We start from the raw sequence: 17,312 nt of genomic DNA on the forward strand, positions 1-17,312 counted from the left end.
ACGAGGCGGCGTGAATGCACGCGCTCTGGCTCGCCTTCCTGAATTCCTGGCGCGGCCTCGTCCACGGCGCCCGCACCGAGCGCGCCGTGCGGCTCGAGCTGGTGCTGCTCGTCGTCGGCGTGCCGGCGGCCCTCGTGCTCGGCGCGAGCCTCTGGGTCCGCGTCGCGCTGATGGCGACGCTCCTGCTGATGCTCGCCGCGGAGTTCCTCAACACCGCGATCGAGAAGCTGTGCGATCACCTCCATCCCGGCCGCCACCCGCGGATCGGCACGGTGAAGGACCTCGCCTCGGCCGGGACGTTCTCGGCGCAGGCGATCGCCGCCCTGGTCTGGGTCGCTGCGCTGATCGACCGGCTCTGACGCCGCGGCGTTCGCGCCATCGTCGCTCCGGAGCCGGGACCGTGCGGACTTCCAAGCGGGCCTTCACCGTGACGCCGTCGAGCGGACGCTCGCGGAACGCCGGTGCCGGCGTCCGGATCGTCACGACGCCCTTCGCGCTCCGACGTCCCGCCCGGGCGGCGGTGCGGACCATCGTCCCTGCCGCACGTCCGGCGGTCTCCGGCATCCGGGGCCGGGCAGGCATGCGGGGCCGAGCGGGGGCGCGCGCTCGCATCTTGCGCGGCAAGCGGCTATTGCCGGCCGCATGTCCGACACCGTGAAACCCGCAAGTCCTCCGGCCGAACCGGCACCCGACTACATCCGCAAGATCCTCACCGCGCGGGTCTACGACGTGGCGATCGAGAGCCCGCTCGATCCGATGCCGCGCCTGACCGTCCGGCTCGGGCGGCCGGTGCTTCTGAAGCGCGAGGACCTGCAACCGGTCTTCTCGTTCAAGCTGCGCGGCGCCTACAACAAGATGTCGGGGCTCTCGCCCGAGCAGCTCGCCCGCGGCGTGATCTGCGCCTCGGCCGGCAACCACGCGCAGGGCGTGGCCTTGGCGGCCGCGCGCCTGCAGGTGCGGGCGGTCATCGTGATGCCGCGCACGACGCCCGCGATCAAGGTCGACGCCTGTCGCGCCCGAGGCGCAGAGGTGATCCTGCACGGCGACGCCTTCGACGAGGCGCTGAGCGAGGCGCGGCGCCTGGAGGCCGAGCAGGACCTCACCTTCCTCCACCCCTTCGACGATCCCGACGTGATCGCCGGCCAGGGCACGATCGGCATGGAGATCCTGCAGCAGCATACCGGCCCGATCGAGGCGATCTTCGTGCCCGTCGGCGGCGGCGGGCTCGCGGCGGGAATCGCGACCTACGTCAAGTACCTGCGGCCGGAGACCAAGGTGATCGGCGTGGAGCCGGACGACGCCGCCTGCATGGCCGAGGCCCTGAAGGCCGGCGAGCTCGTGCTGCTGCCGAGCGTCGGGCTGTTCGCCGACGGCGTCGCCGTCCGCCAGGCCGGGGCCGAGACGTTCCGGCTGTGCCGCCAGCACCTCGACGAGGTCATCACCGTCGACACCGACGCGATGTGCGCGGCGGTGAAGGACATCTTCGACGACACCCGCGCGGTGTCCGAGCCGTCCGGCGCGCTCGCGCTCGCCGGCGCTAAGCTCTACGCCGAGCGCGAGGGCGGCGCCGGCACGCTCGTCGCGATCTCCTCCGGGGCGAACCTCAACTTCGACCGCCTGCGCCACATCGCCGAGCGGGCCGAGCTCGGCGAGGAGCGGGAGGTCCTGCTCGGCGTCACCATCCCGGAGAAGCCCGGCGCCTACCGGGCCTTCATAAGGGCCCTGGGCCCGCGCGCGATCACCGAGTTCAACTACCGCTACGCGCCGGGCGCGCAGGCCAGGATCTTCGTCGGCATCAACCTGCCCGGCGGCCGGCCCGAGAAGCGCGACCTCGTCGCGGGCCTCGTCGCCGGGGGCTACGACGTCCACGACATGAGCGACAACGAGATGGCCAAGGTCCATGTCCGCTACATGGTCGGCGGCCGCGTCTCGGGCCTGGCCCACGAGCGGCTCTACCGCTTCCAGTTCCCGGAGCGGCCGGGCGCGCTGCTGAAGTTCCTCGACGCGCTCGGCGAGGACTTCAACATCACCCTGTTCCACTACCGCAACCACGGTGCCGATTACGGCCGGGTGCTCGCCGGCATCGCCGTGCCCCCCGACGCCAAAGGCCGTTTCGACCGGGCTGTCGAAGCTCTCGGCTTCCCGTGCTTCGACGAGACCGAGAACCCGGCCTACCGGATGTTCCTGGACGGCGAGCCCGCGGCGGCCAAGACCGGCATCGCCAGCTGGTTCGGGCTCAGGAAGGCCTGAGCGACCTCGGGTCCGGCGCGCCCCGAGCATTTTCGAGCGAGGTGGCTCCCAGCTCGCGTGAAGAAAATGCGACTTCGCAAGATGAGCATTTTCGAGCGAGGTGGCTCCCGGCTCGCGTGAAGAGGGTGCTCTAGCGCTGCGCCGTCTCGACGCTGACGACGTCGGGGTTCGCCCGCAGGGTCTCGGCGATCGCCTCGACGCTGGTCGCCGACAGGCGCACGAACGCTACCTCGATCTCGTCGAGGGCGGGGTCCTCGGCGGTGCGCGCCACGAACTGGCGCACCCGCGAGGCCCGTTCGCCGGTCGCCGCGTGCAGGGTGTCGATCGACAGTGTCCCGCGCTTGGCGACGAGGCGGAGGGTCCGCGTCTGCATCCGGTCGCGCCAGCGCTCCTCCAGCGGCTTCACGCCCGCGAGGATCGCGACGACGAAGGTCGTGGTCGCCACCGCCGGGACGTAGAGCCCGCCGCCGATGGCGAGCCCGATCGCCGCCACCGCCCACAGGCTCGCGGCGGTGGTCAGCCCCTTCACGACCTCGCCGCGCAGCAGGATCGTGCCCGCGCCGAGGAAGCCGATCCCGGAGACCACCTGCGCCGCGACGCGCGACGGGTCGAGGACGACGTTCCGGGCGCCCAGCGCGTCGGCGAAGCCGTAGGTCGAGACCAGCATGATCAGGCACGAGCCGACGCAGACCAGCATGTGCGTGCGCAGGCCGGCCGCCCAGAGCAGGCGCTCGCGCTCGAGCCCGATCACGCTGCCGAGCAGGGCCGCCAGCGCGAGCCGGCCGATCATCTCTCCGTTGCCGAGCAGGGCCGGTCTCCGTTCTGTCCCGCGATCCTCTGGGGACGATAGGCCGGTTCAGCCCGTCATGCGACGCCGAGCGCGGCCTTCTCCACCTCGTAGGCCGCACGCACGGTCGCCTGCCCGTAGGTGCGCTCCAGGCGCCGGACGGTGAAGTGGGCGCGGGCCATCGACTGGAAGTGGCTCATGAAGGCGGTGTTGACCGCCGCGCCGCCGAACGCGCCCAGCACCGGCACCGCCTGCGCGGCGACCTTCTGCGAGACCACGATGCCGAAGCGCGCCGCGATCTGCGCGGTGAAGCGGATCAGCGCCGGCGCCGACTGGTCGAGCAGCGTCTTGCTCCCGGCGTAGCGGGCGGCCTCCGCCATCGTCTTGGCGAGGGCTGCGCGCACCGCGAAGTAGCCGCTCTCGGTCAGGCCGGTGCCCTCGGCCGCGCCCGCCGCATCGCCCTTTCCGCCCAGCGCGAAGACCTGGACGCAGGCGAGCGCACCCTCCGGGTCGTCGAGGTCCTCGCCCTCCTCCCGCGCGATCTCGGCGATCGAGCGCAGCATCAGGGTGGTCGAGACCGGCAGCTCGACGGCCAGCGTCGCGAGGCCGAAGGCGCCTCCGAACGCCCCCGACAGCGCGGCCATGGCCTTGTGGTTGAAGGTGCTCGATCCGGTCAGGCTGCCGAGCAGCGCGCCGAGGCGTCCCTCCGGCTTGACGGCGACGCTCTCGATCTCGGTGCCGGCGGCCGGCGCGACCGCGACCTTCGGCAGGGTCTTGAGCGCGACGCGCAGCGCCCCGCGCATCGCCGCCTCGGTCGAGCGCCCGACGACCTCGGTCACCGGGGCCGGCAGGGACCGGCCGATCATGTCGAGGGGAGCGCCGGCGGCGGCCGAGAGCCGGGCGGCGAGGCCCGGCTGCTCCAGGGCGCGGACGGACCGGCGCAATGCCGCGAGGTCCGCCTCGCTCAAGGGACGCTCGATGGACTCGGTAGCGGCCGGAAGGACCTCACCGGTCAGCGCGATATCGCTCATGCATTCCTCCTCAAGCCTGGGTTCTCAGGGGCACGCCCGGCGAACCGGTAGGAAGCGGGACGGGCCCGGGAGGGTTCCCGTGCCCGCCCGCGGCGGCCATCCCCGCGTCGCCCGAGGCCGGCACGGGCCTGCGGCTCGGCGTTCTGCCGACGGCGAGGCAGAGCAGCACCACCGGGATGCCGACCGCAGAGGTCAGGACGAAGAAGGTCGGGTAGCCGAAGGCGGCGACGATGTAGCCGGCGGTGCCCGCGACGAGCTTGCCCGGCAGCGCGTAGAGCGAGGAGAACAGGGCGTACTGCGTCGCCGCGTAGCCGGGGGTGGTCAGGCTCGACATGTAGGCGATCAGCGCGATGCCGGCGAAGGAGCCGCAGAAGTTCTCGATCGAGATCGCCACCGTCAGCCGCCAGACCTCCGGCCCGCCGGTCGACAGCCAGGCGAAGGAGAGGTGCGAGGCGGCGGCGAGGAAGGCGCCGGCCAGCAGCGTCGGGAACATCCCGAATCGCGCCATCGCCCAGCCGCCCGCGAACCCGCCCGCGATGCCGACCCAGATGCCGTAGAGCTTGGTGACGGTGGCGATCTCCTTCAGGTCGAAGCCCAGCGTCCGGTACAGCGGGCTCGCCATCACGCCGGAGACGAAATCCGGCATGCGGTAGAGCGCGACCAGCACCAGCACGCCCCACAGGGCCGGCCCCATCCGGCCGTGCAACTCGACTAGGGGCTCCAGCACGGCCTGGCGGATCGACAACAGCCGCGTCCCGGCCGCCTTCGGCGTCTGCGCGGCTGCGGCCGCCGGCTCGGGGCGCCGGGTGTCGAAGGCAGGCGCGAGCAGGGCCGCGATCAGGCCGACGAGCATCAGGGCCGCCATCGTCAGGTAGGCGAAGGTCCAGCCCTTGTCGGAGGCGATGAACAGCGCGCCGGCGCCCGCCGTGATCAGGCCGAGGCGGTAGCCGAGGTTCGAAGTCGCCGCGAGGATGCCCTGGAAGTCGGTGCCGGCGGCGTCGATGCGCCAGCCGTCGACGACCACGTCCTGGGTCGCGGCGCAGAAGGCGACGAGGAAGGCGCCGAGGCCGAGCAGCGCGAGGCTCGTCTGCGGATCGGCGAAGGCCATCAGCACCAGGCAGAGCGCCACCGCGACCTGCGTCGTCACCATCCAGGCGCGGCGGCGCCCAAGACGAGCGCTCAGCACCGGAACGTCGATCCGGTCGATCATCGGCGCCCACAGGAACTTCAGCGAGTACGGTAGCGCCACGTAGCTGAACAGGCCGATCGCCTTGACGTTGATGTCCGAGAAGGCGAGCCGCAGGGTGAACGTCCCGAGCACCAGGAGCAGCGGCAGCCCCGAGGAGAAGCCGAGCGCCAGCATCAGGACGATGCGCCGATCCTCGACGAGGTCGCGGGCCCGCAGCCGTCGTGCGGGCTTGTCGGGTGCGGTGTCCATGGCCATGCGGTGGAACTCCTTGACGCCCTTCCGCCTTGATCCGTGAGAATCGTGGCAGCCTTGCGCCGCCCCCCCGCGTCGGGGGCGATCCGTGCGGGGTGCGGCGGCCGGATCATGGTCGATGTCTGCTTAACGCGACATCGCACATTTGCCTGGGTACAAGCGGGGCGGGGCGGGAACCTTGCCCCTGCGTACCTGTTCGGATGATGCGAGCGTAGCCGTTCCGCTCGCAACGGTCTGCCGCGCTGGCCCGGCGCGGCGGCCATCCCTGCCTCGAGGCTCCTCGCGTACCGATCGGTTACAGGATGATGGAGACCAGCGATCAGGCGGATTATCCGCTCGCTCCGGCGACATTCGCGCGGGCGTTCGATTCGAGCCCGACGCCGATGCTGCTCACGGGGGCGACGCACGACAACAACCCGATCGTCTGGGTGAACGAGGCCTTCCTGAAGTTGACCGGCTACGACCGCGACGAGCTTCTCGGGCGCAATTGCCGGATGCTGCAGGGCGCCGGCACGGACGCGTCGGAGGTCGCGCGCCTGCGCGCCGCGCTCGAGGCGGCCGAGCCGATCGAGTGCGAGCTCCTGAACTACCGCAAGGACGGTACCGCCTTCTGGAACAGCATGACCGTCAACCCGGTGCGAAACGCCGACGGACGGGTGACGTTCTTCTTCGCCGCGCAGGCCGACATGACCGACAAGCGCACCGTCGAGCAGGCGATGCGCGGCACCAACGACGAGCTGGAGCGCCAGGTCGGGCAGCGCACCGCCGACCTGCAGGCGGCCCTCGAGCAGAAGACCGCCCTGCTCCACGAGGTCGATCACCGGGTCAAGAACAACCTCCAGGTGATCTCGTCGCTGATGCTGCTGAAGGCCCGGCGCACGCCCGAGGGCGAGGCGCGCGATGCGCTCTCGAGCATGGCCGAGCGCATCGGCGCGCTCTCGACCGCCCACCGCATGCTCTACTCGGCCGGCGACGTCACCAAGTTCAACCTGTCGGACTTCACCGACGACTTCCTGTCCGATCTCAACGCCGGGCTCGATGCGGAGCGGACCCGGGTCGAGGCGCGGATCGATTCGATCGCCGTCTCCGCCGCGATGGCCGCGCCGCTCGCCCTTATGATCCACGAGCTGGCGACCAACGCCGTCCGCCACGCCTTTCCCGAGAACCGGAGCGGCCGCATCGGCATCACCGCGCAGCGCACCGACGCCGGCATGCACCTCACGATCGAGGACGACGGCGTCGGCCTCGATGCGGGGCCGGTGAACCCGGCGGGCTTCGGCCGGAACCTCGTCGAGATGGTGGTGCGGCAGCTGCGCGGCACGATCACGTGGCGCGATCGGGCGCCGGGCACCGTCGTCGAGATCGACATTCCCCTGGCGGAGGACGCGTGAGCGCCCCGGCCCTGCGCATCCTCGTGGTCGAGGACGAGGCGCTGATCGCCCTCGAGCTCGAGTTCCTGCTCGACGACCTCGGCTACGTCACGGTCGGCATCGCCGCCAGCTCGACCGAGGCGATCGCGCTCGGGCAGTCCACCGCACCCGACATCGCGCTCGTCGACATCCACCTCGTCGACGGGCCGACCGGCGTCGACGTCGCCCGCGCGCTCAGCGCCGACCCGCGCACGACGGTGGTGTTCATGACCGCCAACGCCAAGCGCATCCCCGACGACTTCGCGGGCGCCTTCGGCGTGATCTCCAAGCCCTATTCCGAGCGGGTCGTGGCAAGCACCCTCGACTACGTGGCCGGCTGCCGCGCCGGGCGCGTCCCGGCCCCGCCCTGCCCGGACGGGTTCTTCCGCGCGCCCGGTTGAGCCGGGCTCAGCCGGCGGCCGCCTCGCGCTCGCGCTTGAGCCGGTAGAGCGCCTCCATCGCCTCGCGCGGCGTCAGCGCGTCCGGGTCGATCGCGTCCAGCAGCAGGCCGAGCGCGTCGTCCGCCTCGACCGCCGGTTCCGGCAGAGGGGGCGGGGCAAGGCTCGCGAACAACGGCAGGTCGTCGATGCGCGGACGGCTGGGGCGCTCGCGCTCGGCCTTCTCCAGCCCCTTCAGGATCGCGCCGGCCCGCGCGACGACGCTGCCCGGAAGGCCCGCGATCCGCGCCACCTGGAGCCCGTAGCTGCGCTCCGCCACCCCCGGCACCACCTCGTGCAGGAAGACCACGCCGTCCCGGTGCTCGGCGACCTTCAGGGTGGCGTTGTCGAGCCGCGCCAGCCGCTGGCCCAGGGCGGTCAGCTCGTGGAAATGGGTGGCGAACAGCGCGCGGCAGGCGTTCGTCTCGTGCAGGTGCTCGAGGCAGGCCCAGGCGATCGAGAGCCCGTCATAGGTCGCGGTTCCGCGCCCGATCTCGTCCAGGATCACCAGCGAGTGCCGGGTCGCCTGGTTCAGGATCGCGGCCGTCTCGACCATCTCGACCATGAAGGTCGATTGCCCTCGCGCGAGGTCGTCGGCGGCGCCGACCCGGGAGAACAGGCGGTCGACGCGGCCGATCCGGGCCTGGAGCGCCGGCACGAAGGCGCCGATCTGCGCGAGCACGGCGATCAGGGCGTTCTGGCGCAGGTAGGTCGACTTGCCGCCCATGTTCGGGCCGGTGATCAGCCGGATGCGGCCGCGCCCCTCGCCCGAGAGGTCGCAATCGTTGGCGATGAAGGCCGCGCCGGATTTGCGCAGGGCCGCTTCGACCACCGGATGGCGGCCGCCCGCGATGACGAAGCTCAGCGACGCGTCGACCTGCGGCCGGCGCCAGTCGAGCTCCACCGCAAGCTCGGCGTGGCTCGCGGCCACGTCGAGGGCGGCCAGGGCCTCGGCGATGCCGCCGATCGCCTCGGCCTGCGCGACGATGCGGGCGGCGAGGTCGTCGAACACGGCACCTTCCAGGGCGAGCGCCCGCTCGGCGGCCCCGGAGATCTTCTGCTCCAGCGCGCCGAGCTCGACGCTGGTGAAGCGCATGGCGTCGACCATGGTCTGGCGATGCACGAAGTCGCGCATCAGGCCCTTCAGGCAGGCTTCGCCGACCGATTGCGGCACCTCGATGAAGTAGCCGAGCAGGCCGTTGTGCTTGATCCGCAGCGTGCGGCACCCGGTCTCCTCGGCGTAGCGCGCCTGCAGGGCCGCCACGACCTTGCGCGAGTCGCTCCCGAGCAGGCGGGCCTCGTCGATGTCGGGATGGTAGCCGGCGCGGACGTATCCGCCGTCGCGGCGGTTGAGCGGCAGCTCGTCGGCGAGGCTCGCGCGCAGCGTCTCGACCAGGTCGCGGTCGGCGTGGGCGAGGATGCCGGAGAGCCGCGCCAGATCCTCCGGCAGGTCGCGTCCGTCCGACAGGCGCGCGCCGAGCGCCAGCGCCACGTCGAGCCCGTCGCGGATCGCGGCGAGGTCGCGCGGGCCGGCGCGGCCGAGGCCGGTGCGGGCCAGCGCGCGGGCGAGGTCGGGCGCGCGGGCGAGCGCGTCGCGCAGCGTCGCGCGCAGGGCGCGATCCTCCACCAGCCGCGCCACCGCCTCGTGTCGCCGCGCGATGGCGGCGAGGTCGGTGAGCGGCCCGGCCAGATGCTCGGCCAGGAGCCGCGCGCCGTTGGCCGAGACGGTCCGGTCGATCGCGTCGAGGAGGCTGCCTGCCCGCTCGCCCGAGAGCGTGCGCGTGAGCTCGAGGTTCGCGCGCGTCGCCGCGTCGATCGCCAGCGTCGTCCCGGCCTCCTCGCGGGTCGGCACGCTCAGGGGCGCGCGGGCGGCGAGCTGGGTGCGCGCGACGTAGAGCAGCGCCGCTCCGGCGGCGGCGATCTCGGCCCGGGTGAAGGCGCCGAAGCCGTCGAGCGTCGCGACGCCGTACTGCTCGCGGATGCGGCGCTCGGCCGAGGCCGGCTCCAGCTCCGCCTGGGCCAGGGGCACCACCGCCGCCCGCGTCTCGGCCCAGAGCCGGGCGAGCGCCGGATCGGTGTGGATGGCCTCTGACAGGACGATCTCGCGCGGATCGTGGCGGGCGATCGCGCCGGCAAGGTCGGCGCCCGCAACCTCGCTCAGGGCGAAGCGCCCGGTGGAGATGTCGATCGCCGCGAGCCCGTAGGCGAAGGCCGTGTCCGAGACCTTGCGACGGCCGACCGCCAGAAGCAGGTTGGCGCTGCCCGGATCGAGCAGACGGTCCTCGGTGATGGTGCCGGGGGTGACGAGGCGCACGACCTCGCGGCGGACCACCGATTTCGGGCCCCGGCGCTTGGCCTCGGCCGGATCCTCGGTCTGCTCGCAGACCGCGACCCGGTGCCCGAGCCCGATCAGCCGGCTCAGATAGTCGTCGGCGCGCTCCACCGGCACGCCGCACATCGGGATGTCGGCGCCGCCGTGCTTGCCGCGCTTGGTCAGGACGATGCCGAGCGCCCGCGAGGCCGTCTCGGCATCGGAGAAGAACAGCTCGTAGAAGTCGCCCATCCGGTAGAACAGCAGGCAGTCCGGGTTGGCGGCCTTGATCTCGATGTACTGCGCCATCATCGGCGTCGGGCCGGCGACCTCCGCGGTGCCTGATCCGGCGACGTCGGCGAGGTTTCGGGCTGAGCTGCGGGCCATGAGACGGCTCTTAGCAGACGCGTCCGGGTTTGATCAGCGGCCGCCCGCCGGATCGCTGGGGAGAAGGCCGGACGCTGCCGGCGACGCGACGAACGAAGGAAGCCAGCGCCATGGGGCGCCGGCTTCCTCGCATCGCTTCGAGGCGGATCGATCAGTAGCGCGGGCCGCCGACCGTGTTGCCGAGGTTCTGCTGGTAGCCGCGCATCGCCGGGTTGCGCGCATTCGGGTTCCCGTGGCGCATGGTATTACGGCGGCGCATCATGCGCTCGGCCTTGGTGGAGTGGTGATGACGGTAGTGGCGGCGATAGGCGACCGCGTCTGTCGTGCTGCCGGCGACGATGCCGGCCTGCGGCATCGCGGGCGCGGCGGAGACGGAGATCGACCCCAGGCCGAGGCCGCCGAGAAGCAGTCCGGTCGCAAGGGTCAAGGAAAGACGTGTCATCAAGAATTCTCCAGTCCGCGCTCATGCGCTGCCGGGCTATAAGTTCAAGCGTCTCAAGTCGTTCCAGGCATCGGCCGTGGAATCGTGCCGTCGAAGGGGGATTAATTTCTTGGCTAAATCGGGATTGTTCGCGGGCTTGAATCGTAACGCCGCCCGATCGTCACGGTAGGACGATCGCGATGCCATCCGCCCCGACGTCTGCTCTGTCCCCGCTCAGCCCCCTGCCAATCGATGCGGCGCTTCCCGCCCTGCGCGCGGCGCTGGCATCCTCGAACGCCGCCGTGCTGGTCGCTCCGCCGGGTGCCGGCAAGACGACGCAGGTGCCGCTCGACCTCCTCGACGCGCCCTGGCTCGGCTCCGGCAAGATCATCGTGCTGGAACCGCGCCGTCTCGCTGCGCGTGCCGCGGCCGATCGCATGGCCGGCACCCTGGGCGAGCGCGTCGGCGACACCGTCGGCCTGCGCGTCCGGCTCGGCTCGAAGATCTCGGGCCGCACCCGGATCGAGGTCGTGACCGAGGGGGTCTTCGGCCGCATGATCCTCGACGACCCGGAACTGTCCGGCATCGGCGCGGTGCTGTTCGACGAATTCCACGAGCGCTCGCTCGATGCCGATTTCGGCCTCGCCCTCGCCCTCGACGCGCAGGCCGGCTTGCGCGACGACCTGCGCATCCTGGTCATGTCGGCGACGCTCGACGGCGCCCGCGTCGCGCGCCTGCTCGGCGACGCGCCGGTCGTGGCGTCCGAGGGACGCGCCTTTCCGGTGGAGACCCGCTACGCCGACCGCGATCCGAACCGCCGGATCGAGGACGCGATGACGGACGCGATTCTACGTGCGCTGCGGGCCGATCCGGGTTCGGTCCTGGCCTTCTTGCCGGGCCAGGGCGAGATCCGCCGCGTCGCCGCGGCGCTGGAAGGCCGCGTCGGGCCCGAGGTCGCGGTCGCGCCGCTCTACGGCGCGCTGATGCCGGCCGAGCAGGACCGGGCGGTGTCGCCGGCCGCACCCGGCGCGCGCAAGGTGGTGCTGGCCACCAGCATCGCCGAGACCTCGCTGACGATCGAGGGCGTGCGCATCGTGGTCGATTCCGGCCTCGCGCGGGTGCCGGTCTACGAACCCGGGCTCGGGCTGACCCGGCTGGTGACCGCGCGCGCCTCCCGCGCCTCGGTCGACCAGCGCCGCGGCCGCGCGGGCCGGACCGAGCCCGGCGTGTGCTGGCGGCTCTGGGCCGAGGCCGGAACCAGCGCGCTCGAGCCGTTCACCCGCCCCGAGATCGTCTCGGCGGACCTGGCCGGCCTCGTGCTCGATTGCGCCGAGTGGGGCGTGACCGATCCCGGCACCCTCGCCTTCCTCGACCCGCCGCCGGCGCCCGCCCTGAAGGAGGCGCGCGCGATGCTGCGCGACCTCGATGCGATCGACGCGGACGGGCGCCTCACCGAGACCGGGCGGCGCCTGCGCGCCCTCCCCCTGCCGCCGCGACTCGCCCGCATGGTGGTCGCCGCCGCCGGCCTCGGCGCCGCGGCGGCCGCCGCCGACCTCGCCGCCGTCCTGGTCGAGCGCGGCCTCGGCGGCGACGCGGTCGACCTCGCCGACCGGGTCGAGCGCTTCCGCCGCGACCGCGGCCAGCGCGCCGCCGACATGCGCCGGATGGCGCAGGGCTGGGCACGGTCGGCCGCGGCATCCGGCGATCGCGAGGCTCCCGAGCCGAGCGCCGGATCGTTGCTGGCGCTGGCCTATCCCGACCGGGTCGCGAAGGCGCGCGGGCGCGAGGGCGAGTTCGTGATGGCCAACGGCCGGGCCGGGCGCCTCGACTCCGCCTCCCCGCTCGCCCGCGAGCCGTTCCTCGTCATCGCCGACATCGTCGGCGCCGCCGGCAACGCCCGCATCCTCGCCGCCGCCGCGATCGACCTCGACGCGATCGAGGCCGGCTTCGCCGACCGGATCGAGGGCGTCACGCAGGTGACCTTCGACGCGGCGGCACGGGCGCTGCGGGCCCGCAGCCTGCGCCGTCTCGGCGCCGTCACGCTCGGCGAGCGCACGCGCCCGGTTCCGCCGGATCTCGACTCAGCCAAGGTCCTCGCCCGCGGCATCGCCGGGCTCGGCCTCGAGCGCCTGCCCTGGACCCCGGCGCTGACGCAGTGGCGCGCCCGCATCGCGTTCCTGCGTGCGGCGGAAGGCGACGACTGGCCCGATCTGGCGGACGGCGCCCTCGCCGGGACGGTCGAGGACTGGCTCGCGCCCGCCCTCCTCGGCCGCCTCGGCCTCGACGCCGTCACCGCCAGCGACCTCGGCGAGGCGCTGCAGGGACTGCTGCCCTGGCCCCTCCGGGCCCGCCTCGACGCCGAGGCACCGACCCATGTCGAGGTGCCGACCGGCTCGCGGATCCCGATCGACTACGAGGCCGAGGGCGGCCCCGTCCTGGCCGTGCGGGTGCAGGAGCTGTTCGGGCTGGCGACGCATCCGACCATCGGCCGGGCGCCGCTCGTGCTCCACCTGCTCTCGCCCGGCCACCGTCCGGTGCAGATCACCCGCGACCTCCCGGGCTTCTGGCGCGGCTCCTGGAGCGCCGTGCGCACCGAGATGCGCGGCCGCTATCCGCGCCACCCCTGGCCGGAGAACCCGCTGGAGGCGCCGCCGACCCGCCGCGCCAAGCCGCGCGGCACATGAGCGCGAACGGCAGGTAACAGGTGACAGGTGACAGGCGGCGGGCGCGATGCGACCGTGACACGAAGCCGGGCGCCACCGCCCGCCGCGAGATCGAGACTCCGCCCGCATGCCGACCGAAGAACCGCAGAATCCCGAAGCCGGGCAGCCCGAGGGCGACGGCTGGACGCTGATCCACGACACCGGCTTCATCGCCCATGTCGGCCCGGTCTACGTCCGCGACGGCGCCTACGCGTTCCGGGCCGCCGACAAGCACGCCAACCTGATCGGCGTCGTCCACGGCGGGATGCTGATGAGCTTCGCCGACCGGGCGCTGGGCGAGACCGCGATGCGGGCGGCCGACGGGGCGAACTGCGTGACGATCCAGATGGAGATGCAGTTCGTCGACACCGCGCGGCTGGGCGACTGGATCACCGTGGCGCCGGAGGTGATCAAGCGCACCGGCTCGCTCGTCTTCCTGCGCTGCGAGCTTCGGCACGCGGCGCGCGTCGTCGGCGTCGCCTCCGGCGTCTGGAAGATCCTGCGCCGGCGCCCGGAGGCGCCCCCCGTTCCCGGACCGACCGGCGACGCTATCTGAGAGCGCCATGACCATCTCAGACGATCCGACCCTGAGCCGCCTCGGCGCGGCCCTGGCCGACCTGCCCAGGCGCGGCCTGCCGCCGGTCGAGACCTGGAACCCGCCCGATTGCGGGGCGATCGACATGCGCATCGCCGCCGACGGCACGTGGTTCCACGCGGGCACGCCGATCCGCCGCCCGAAGATGGTCAAGCTCTTCGCCTCGATCCTGCGGCGCGAGCCCGACGGCACCACCGTCCTGGTCACGCCGGTGGAGAAGGTCTCGATCGTGGTGGAGGATGCGGCCTTCGTCGCCGTCGAGATGGCGGTCGACGGCGCGGGCGAGGCGCGCCGCATCAGCTTCCGCACCAACGTCGACGACCTCGTGCCCGTCGACGCCGAGCACGAGCTCCGCTTCGCGCAAGGCGAGGCCGGGGCGCTCAAGCCCTATCTCCACGTCCGCCGCGGCCTCTGGGCGCTGGTGACGCGGGCGCTCACCTACGACCTCGTCGCCCTGGCCGAGGAACGCGACCTCGACGGCGCCCCCTGGCTCGGGATCGCCGCCGGCGGCCGCTTCCACCGCATCGCCCCGGCCGATGCGGCGTGAGCATCGTGGGCAGCCCGACCCACGACGCGGACCTCGCCGACTTCCTGGCGCGCGCCGAAGCGCGTCTCGCGCGCGACCCGCCCGGGCCGGACGACCCGACCTCGAACCCGCGCGGCGACCACAGCCTGGAGCCCGACGGCAGCGCCGTGATCCCGCCGCCGCCCCATCGCCGGGCGGCCGTGCTGGTGCCGGTCGTCGCGCGCGATACCGGCCTCGCGATCGTGCTGACGCAGCGCGCCGCCCACCTGCGCGACCATTCCGGCCAGGTCGCGCTGCCCGGCGGCAAGATCGACCCGACCGATGCGAGCCCGCACGCGGCGGCCTTGCGCGAGGCCGAGGAGGAGATCGGCCTGTCGCCGGAGCGCGTGCGGATGCTGGGCTACCTCGATCCCTACCTGTCCGGCACTGGGTTCCTGGTGGCGCCGGTGATCGGTCTGATCGACCCGCAGGCGCGCCTCGCGCCGAACCCGGCCGAGGTCGACGCGATCTTCGAGGTGCCCTTGGCGGTGCTCGCCGACCGCGCGCACTACGAGCTGCGGATGCGGGTGTGGCAGGGGCGCGAGCGGCGATTCTACGCCCTCCCCTACGGCGAGCGGCTGATCTGGGGTGTGACAGCGGGCATCCTGCACAACCTCGCCGAACGGCTCGATTTCGGGCGGCCGAAGGCCCAATCTTAAGCCGCGCGGGGATCGCCCGCGCCCAACGATCGGGTGCCATGCTGCGTCGCTTCGTGGAGGAGTTCGGGCTCTTCCTGCTGCCCTTCGGGCTGTTCTTCGCCTACCTGCTGCTCGTCGGCCGCAACCCGCTGCAGCGGGCGCACTGGGACGCGCAGGCCTTCCGCCTCGTCCTGGCCGGCTTGGCCGTGGTGATCGCCTCGATGGTCGCCTCGGGCCTGTTCTCCGAGCGCCATGCCGCCGGCTTCGTGCCGACCCACATGGAGAACGGCCGCTTGGTGCCGGGCGAGTTCCGCTGATGCGCACCCTCGACCCCGAGGGCCCGGCACGGCTGCTCGCCAGGCCGGAGGTGCGGGCGGCGCTCGGCGCCCTGGACCAGGCCGGCGAGGAGACCCGCCTCGTCGGCGGCTGCGTCCGCGACGCGTTCCTCGGGATCGACGCCGCCGACATCGACCTGGCGACGACGCTGCTGCCCGACGCCGTGATCGCCCGCGCGCGGGCGACGGGCCTCAAGGCGGTTCCGACCGGGATCGAGCACGGCACCGTCACGCTGGTCGTCGCCGGCCGACCAGTCGAGGTCACGACCCTGCGCGAGGACGTCGAGACCGACGGGCGGCACGCGGTCGTCCGCTTCGGCCGCGACTTCGTGCGCGACGCCGAGCGGCGGGACTTCACGGTCAACGCGCTCTCGCTCGGGGCCGACGGCACGCTGCACGACACCACCGGCGGCCGCGCCGACCTCGCGGCCGCCCGCGTCCACTTCATCGGGGACCCCGCGACCCGGATCCGCGAGGACGCCCTGCGCATCCTCCGTTTCTTCCGCTTCCATGCCCGCTTCGGCGAGGGCCGACCGGACGCGGACGCGCTCGCCGCCTGCATCGCCGCGCGGGCGGCCCTCGACGGCCTGTCGCGGGAGCGCGTGCGATCGGAATTCCTGAAGCTTCTGGCCGCGCCGCGTGCGCTCGAGGCGGTCGATGTCCTCGCCGAGACCGGCCTCCTGGCCCGCATCACCGGGGGCGTCGCCGAGAGGGGGCGTCTGTCGCGCGCGATCGCGGCCGGCGCTCCGACGATCCACCGGCTCGCCGCCCTTTCCGTGACGACGCGGGCCGATGCCGAGCGCCTCGCCGAGAGCCTGCGCCTGTCCAAGGCCGAGCACGTCGCCCTCGAGGCTTATGCCCGCGCCCTAGCCGCCTTGAAGACCCGGGCCGTGATCGACATTCCGGCGCTGCGGGCGCTCGCGGCCGAGCACGGAACGGCGGCCCTGGGGGCGGCGCTGGCCGTCGTCGCCGGCGAGCCGCGGCCGGTGATCGGGGCCGACGCCGCGGCTGCCTGGCGGGACATGAAGGACGGCCCGGCCCCGGTCCTGCCGGTGACCGGCGCGATCCTCGTCGCCCGCGGCATCCCGGCCGGGCCGCGGATCGGGCTCGCCCTGGCGGCGGCGCGCCGGCGCTGGCTCGACCAGGGCTGTCCCGTCGGCCCGGAAGCGGCCGAGGCGCTAATCGCGCACGTCCTCGACATGGAAAAGCCCGCCGAACCGCACCGGTGACGGCGGTTCGAGCGGGCTTCGGGAGCCTCGGCCGAGAGCGGCGAACGGCTCAGAGCTTGAGGAGGTTCTTGGTCTCCTGGAGCTGGACGATCTGGCCGTTCAGCTCCTCGCGCTTCTGCAGGTCCTCGGTGGCGTCGCGCTGCAGCTCGGCCGCCTCGATGTCGCGGTCGAGGGATTCCGGGGTCAGCTCCTCGATCGGCGCCGCGCGCTCGGCCAGCACCGTCACCCCGGTCGGGCCGATGTCGGCGAAGCCGCCGCGGACGTAGATGCGCTTGCCGCTGTTGGCGCGCTCGGTGACCACGATCACGCCGACGCGGAGCGAGGTCAGCACTGGAGCGTGGCCGGCGAGGACGGTCATCTCGCCCTCGGTGCCGGGAAGCTGCACCGACTCGACCTCGCCGGAATACAGCGACCGCTCGGGGCCGACGAAATCGAAGTGGAAGGTGGCCATGCGCTCGGAATCCCGACGTTTGTCATTCCCGGCACGCGGCCTGCTGAAGGCTGCGTGCCGACCTGAGAGGTTAGGCCCTGCGCCGGTCCGTGGCGAAGCCGAGGCCGAAGCCGACCAGAGCGCCGATGCCGGCGAACAGGCCGATATGCTGCATCTGACCGGTGGTCAGCTCGCCGCCCCGGGCACCGGCCGGGCGGTCGCCCTGCACCTCGACCGAGAGCGGCCCGATCTTGAGCTCGGCCGCCTCGGGCCGCGTGACGTAGCCGACGAGGCCGCCGGCCAGGAGGCCGACGAGCAGAAGGACGATCTTGCCGTTCAAGACC

Annotated in this window: 17 protein-coding genes; 10 read left to right on the top strand and 7 right to left on the bottom strand. The window is 73.0% G+C overall.

Annotated elements, in window-relative coordinates; genetic code table 11:
* Positions 1–14: 14 nt before the first annotated feature.
* A complete protein-coding gene (locus tag MKK68_RS04165; RefSeq protein ID WP_147727848.1) occupies positions 15–359 on the top strand; it encodes a diacylglycerol kinase in 345 nt (114 codons plus the stop codon).
* A gap of 283 nt (positions 360–642) precedes the next feature.
* The gene (gene ilvA / locus MKK68_RS04170; RefSeq protein WP_244028925.1) at positions 643–2,250 is read left to right on the top strand and encodes a threonine ammonia-lyase, biosynthetic; all 1,608 of its coding nucleotides are present in this window, start codon (positions 643–645) and stop codon (positions 2,248–2,250) included.
* Between the two features lie 130 nt (positions 2,251–2,380).
* Here ilvA and MKK68_RS04175 read toward each other — a convergent pair whose 3' ends face one another.
* The 3 genes from MKK68_RS04175 to MKK68_RS04185 all read right to left on the bottom strand — a co-directional run bounded on the left by MKK68_RS04175 (position 2,381) and on the right by MKK68_RS04185 (position 5,512).
* The gene (locus MKK68_RS04175) at positions 2,381–3,040 is read right to left on the bottom strand and encodes an MgtC/SapB family protein (protein ID WP_243938015.1); all 660 of its coding nucleotides are present in this window, start codon (positions 3,038–3,040) and stop codon (positions 2,381–2,383) included.
* 74 nt (positions 3,041–3,114) lie between these two features.
* On the bottom strand, positions 3,115–4,068 hold the full coding sequence (locus MKK68_RS04180) for an EcsC family protein (RefSeq protein ID WP_147842085.1): 954 nt from the start codon (positions 4,066–4,068) through the stop codon (positions 3,115–3,117).
* A 10-nt stretch (positions 4,069–4,078) separates the two neighbouring features.
* Positions 4,079–5,512: an AmpG family muropeptide MFS transporter gene (locus tag MKK68_RS04185; protein WP_187275448.1), complete on the bottom strand. Its 1,434-nt coding sequence runs from the start codon at positions 5,510–5,512 to the stop codon at positions 4,079–4,081.
* A 299-nt stretch (positions 5,513–5,811) separates the two neighbouring features.
* Here MKK68_RS04185 and MKK68_RS04190 point away from each other — a divergent pair, with 299 nt between their 5' ends.
* Together MKK68_RS04190 and MKK68_RS04195 are read left to right on the top strand one after the other, a co-directional pair.
* Positions 5,812–6,900: a PAS domain-containing protein gene (locus MKK68_RS04190; protein ID WP_147842084.1), complete on the top strand. Its 1,089-nt coding sequence runs from the start codon at positions 5,812–5,814 to the stop codon at positions 6,898–6,900.
* Positions 6,897–7,319 (top strand): response regulator, encoded by a 423-nt coding sequence (locus tag MKK68_RS04195; RefSeq protein WP_243946688.1) that lies wholly within the window; start codon positions 6,897–6,899, stop codon positions 7,317–7,319. The genes MKK68_RS04190 and MKK68_RS04195 overlap by 4 nt, the downstream gene beginning before the upstream one ends.
* Before the next feature lie 7 nt (positions 7,320–7,326).
* Here the strand turns inward: MKK68_RS04195 and mutS are convergent, their stop codons facing one another.
* Both mutS and MKK68_RS04205 read right to left on the bottom strand, forming a co-directional pair.
* Positions 7,327–9,978, bottom strand: coding sequence for a DNA mismatch repair protein MutS (mutS, locus tag MKK68_RS04200; RefSeq protein WP_409567162.1), 2,652 nt, complete (start codon positions 9,976–9,978; stop codon positions 7,327–7,329).
* A gap of 226 nt (positions 9,979–10,204) precedes the next feature.
* Positions 10,205–10,495: a hypothetical protein gene (locus MKK68_RS04205; protein ID WP_147729502.1), complete on the bottom strand. Its 291-nt coding sequence runs from the start codon at positions 10,493–10,495 to the stop codon at positions 10,205–10,207.
* Positions 10,496–10,674: 179 nt separating this feature from the next.
* Between MKK68_RS04205 and hrpB the strand changes: the two genes are divergently transcribed.
* The 6 genes from hrpB (at position 10,675) to MKK68_RS04235 (ending at position 16,538) form a co-directional block, all read left to right on the top strand.
* Positions 10,675–13,158, top strand: coding sequence for an ATP-dependent helicase HrpB (gene hrpB, locus MKK68_RS04210; RefSeq protein ID WP_244028929.1), 2,484 nt, complete (start codon positions 10,675–10,677; stop codon positions 13,156–13,158).
* 106 nt (positions 13,159–13,264) lie between these two features.
* Positions 13,265–13,732: a PaaI family thioesterase gene (locus MKK68_RS04215; RefSeq protein WP_244028931.1), complete on the top strand. Its 468-nt coding sequence runs from the start codon at positions 13,265–13,267 to the stop codon at positions 13,730–13,732.
* Between the two features lie 7 nt (positions 13,733–13,739).
* Positions 13,740–14,318: a DUF1285 domain-containing protein gene (locus tag MKK68_RS04220; protein WP_147844602.1), complete on the top strand. Its 579-nt coding sequence runs from the start codon at positions 13,740–13,742 to the stop codon at positions 14,316–14,318.
* 2 nt (positions 14,319–14,320) lie between these two features.
* A complete protein-coding gene (locus MKK68_RS04225; protein ID WP_409567163.1) occupies positions 14,321–14,995 on the top strand; it encodes a CoA pyrophosphatase in 675 nt (224 codons plus the stop codon).
* Positions 14,996–15,033: 38 nt separating this feature from the next.
* The gene (locus tag MKK68_RS04230) at positions 15,034–15,291 is read left to right on the top strand and encodes a DUF6111 family protein (protein ID WP_147843531.1); all 258 of its coding nucleotides are present in this window, start codon (positions 15,034–15,036) and stop codon (positions 15,289–15,291) included.
* Positions 15,291–16,538: a CCA tRNA nucleotidyltransferase gene (locus tag MKK68_RS04235; RefSeq protein WP_244028935.1), complete on the top strand. Its 1,248-nt coding sequence runs from the start codon at positions 15,291–15,293 to the stop codon at positions 16,536–16,538. The genes MKK68_RS04230 and MKK68_RS04235 overlap by 1 nt, the downstream gene beginning before the upstream one ends.
* 49 nt (positions 16,539–16,587) lie before the next feature.
* Here the strand turns inward: MKK68_RS04235 and MKK68_RS04240 are convergent, their stop codons facing one another.
* Both MKK68_RS04240 and MKK68_RS04245 read right to left on the bottom strand, forming a co-directional pair.
* A complete protein-coding gene (locus MKK68_RS04240; protein WP_147728188.1) occupies positions 16,588–16,989 on the bottom strand; it encodes a F0F1 ATP synthase subunit epsilon in 402 nt (133 codons plus the stop codon).
* A 70-nt stretch (positions 16,990–17,059) separates the two neighbouring features.
* Positions 17,060–17,308: a hypothetical protein gene (locus tag MKK68_RS04245; protein ID WP_244028937.1), complete on the bottom strand. Its 249-nt coding sequence runs from the start codon at positions 17,306–17,308 to the stop codon at positions 17,060–17,062.
* Positions 17,309–17,312: the final 4 nt, after the last annotated feature.

Origin of the sequence: Methylobacterium sp. E-016 (genome assembly GCF_022829745.1) — a bacterium.
Classification (GTDB): Bacteria; Pseudomonadota; Alphaproteobacteria; order Rhizobiales; family Beijerinckiaceae; genus Methylobacterium.

What these genes read in the sequence shown, in the direction of transcription:
- MKK68_RS04165 (WP_147727848.1), top strand. Translation starts at nt 15, where the DNA reads ATGCACGCGCTCTGGCTCGCCTTCCTGAATTCCTGGCGCGGCCTCGTC.
- ilvA (WP_244028925.1), top strand. Translation starts at nt 643, where the DNA reads ATGTCCGACACCGTGAAACCCGCAAGTCCTCCGGCCGAACCGGCACCC.
- MKK68_RS04175 (WP_243938015.1), bottom strand. Translation starts at nt 3,040, where the DNA reads ATGATCGGCCGGCTCGCGCTGGCGGCCCTGCTCGGCAGCGTGATCGGG.
- MKK68_RS04180 (WP_147842085.1), bottom strand. Translation starts at nt 4,068, where the DNA reads ATGAGCGATATCGCGCTGACCGGTGAGGTCCTTCCGGCCGCTACCGAG.
- MKK68_RS04185 (WP_187275448.1), bottom strand. Translation starts at nt 5,512, where the DNA reads ATGGCCATGGACACCGCACCCGACAAGCCCGCACGACGGCTGCGGGCC.
- MKK68_RS04190 (WP_147842084.1), top strand. Translation starts at nt 5,812, where the DNA reads ATGATGGAGACCAGCGATCAGGCGGATTATCCGCTCGCTCCGGCGACA.
- mutS (WP_409567162.1), bottom strand. Translation starts at nt 9,978, where the DNA reads ATGATGGCGCAGTACATCGAGATCAAGGCCGCCAACCCGGACTGCCTG.
- MKK68_RS04205 (WP_147729502.1), bottom strand. Translation starts at nt 10,495, where the DNA reads ATGACACGTCTTTCCTTGACCCTTGCGACCGGACTGCTTCTCGGCGGC.
- hrpB (WP_244028929.1), top strand. Translation starts at nt 10,675, where the DNA reads ATGCCATCCGCCCCGACGTCTGCTCTGTCCCCGCTCAGCCCCCTGCCA.
- MKK68_RS04215 (WP_244028931.1), top strand. Translation starts at nt 13,265, where the DNA reads ATGCCGACCGAAGAACCGCAGAATCCCGAAGCCGGGCAGCCCGAGGGC.
- MKK68_RS04220 (WP_147844602.1), top strand. Translation starts at nt 13,740, where the DNA reads ATGACCATCTCAGACGATCCGACCCTGAGCCGCCTCGGCGCGGCCCTG.
- MKK68_RS04230 (WP_147843531.1), top strand. Translation starts at nt 15,034, where the DNA reads ATGCTGCGTCGCTTCGTGGAGGAGTTCGGGCTCTTCCTGCTGCCCTTC.
- MKK68_RS04235 (WP_244028935.1), top strand. Translation starts at nt 15,291, where the DNA reads ATGCGCACCCTCGACCCCGAGGGCCCGGCACGGCTGCTCGCCAGGCCG.
- MKK68_RS04240 (WP_147728188.1), bottom strand. Translation starts at nt 16,989, where the DNA reads ATGGCCACCTTCCACTTCGATTTCGTCGGCCCCGAGCGGTCGCTGTAT.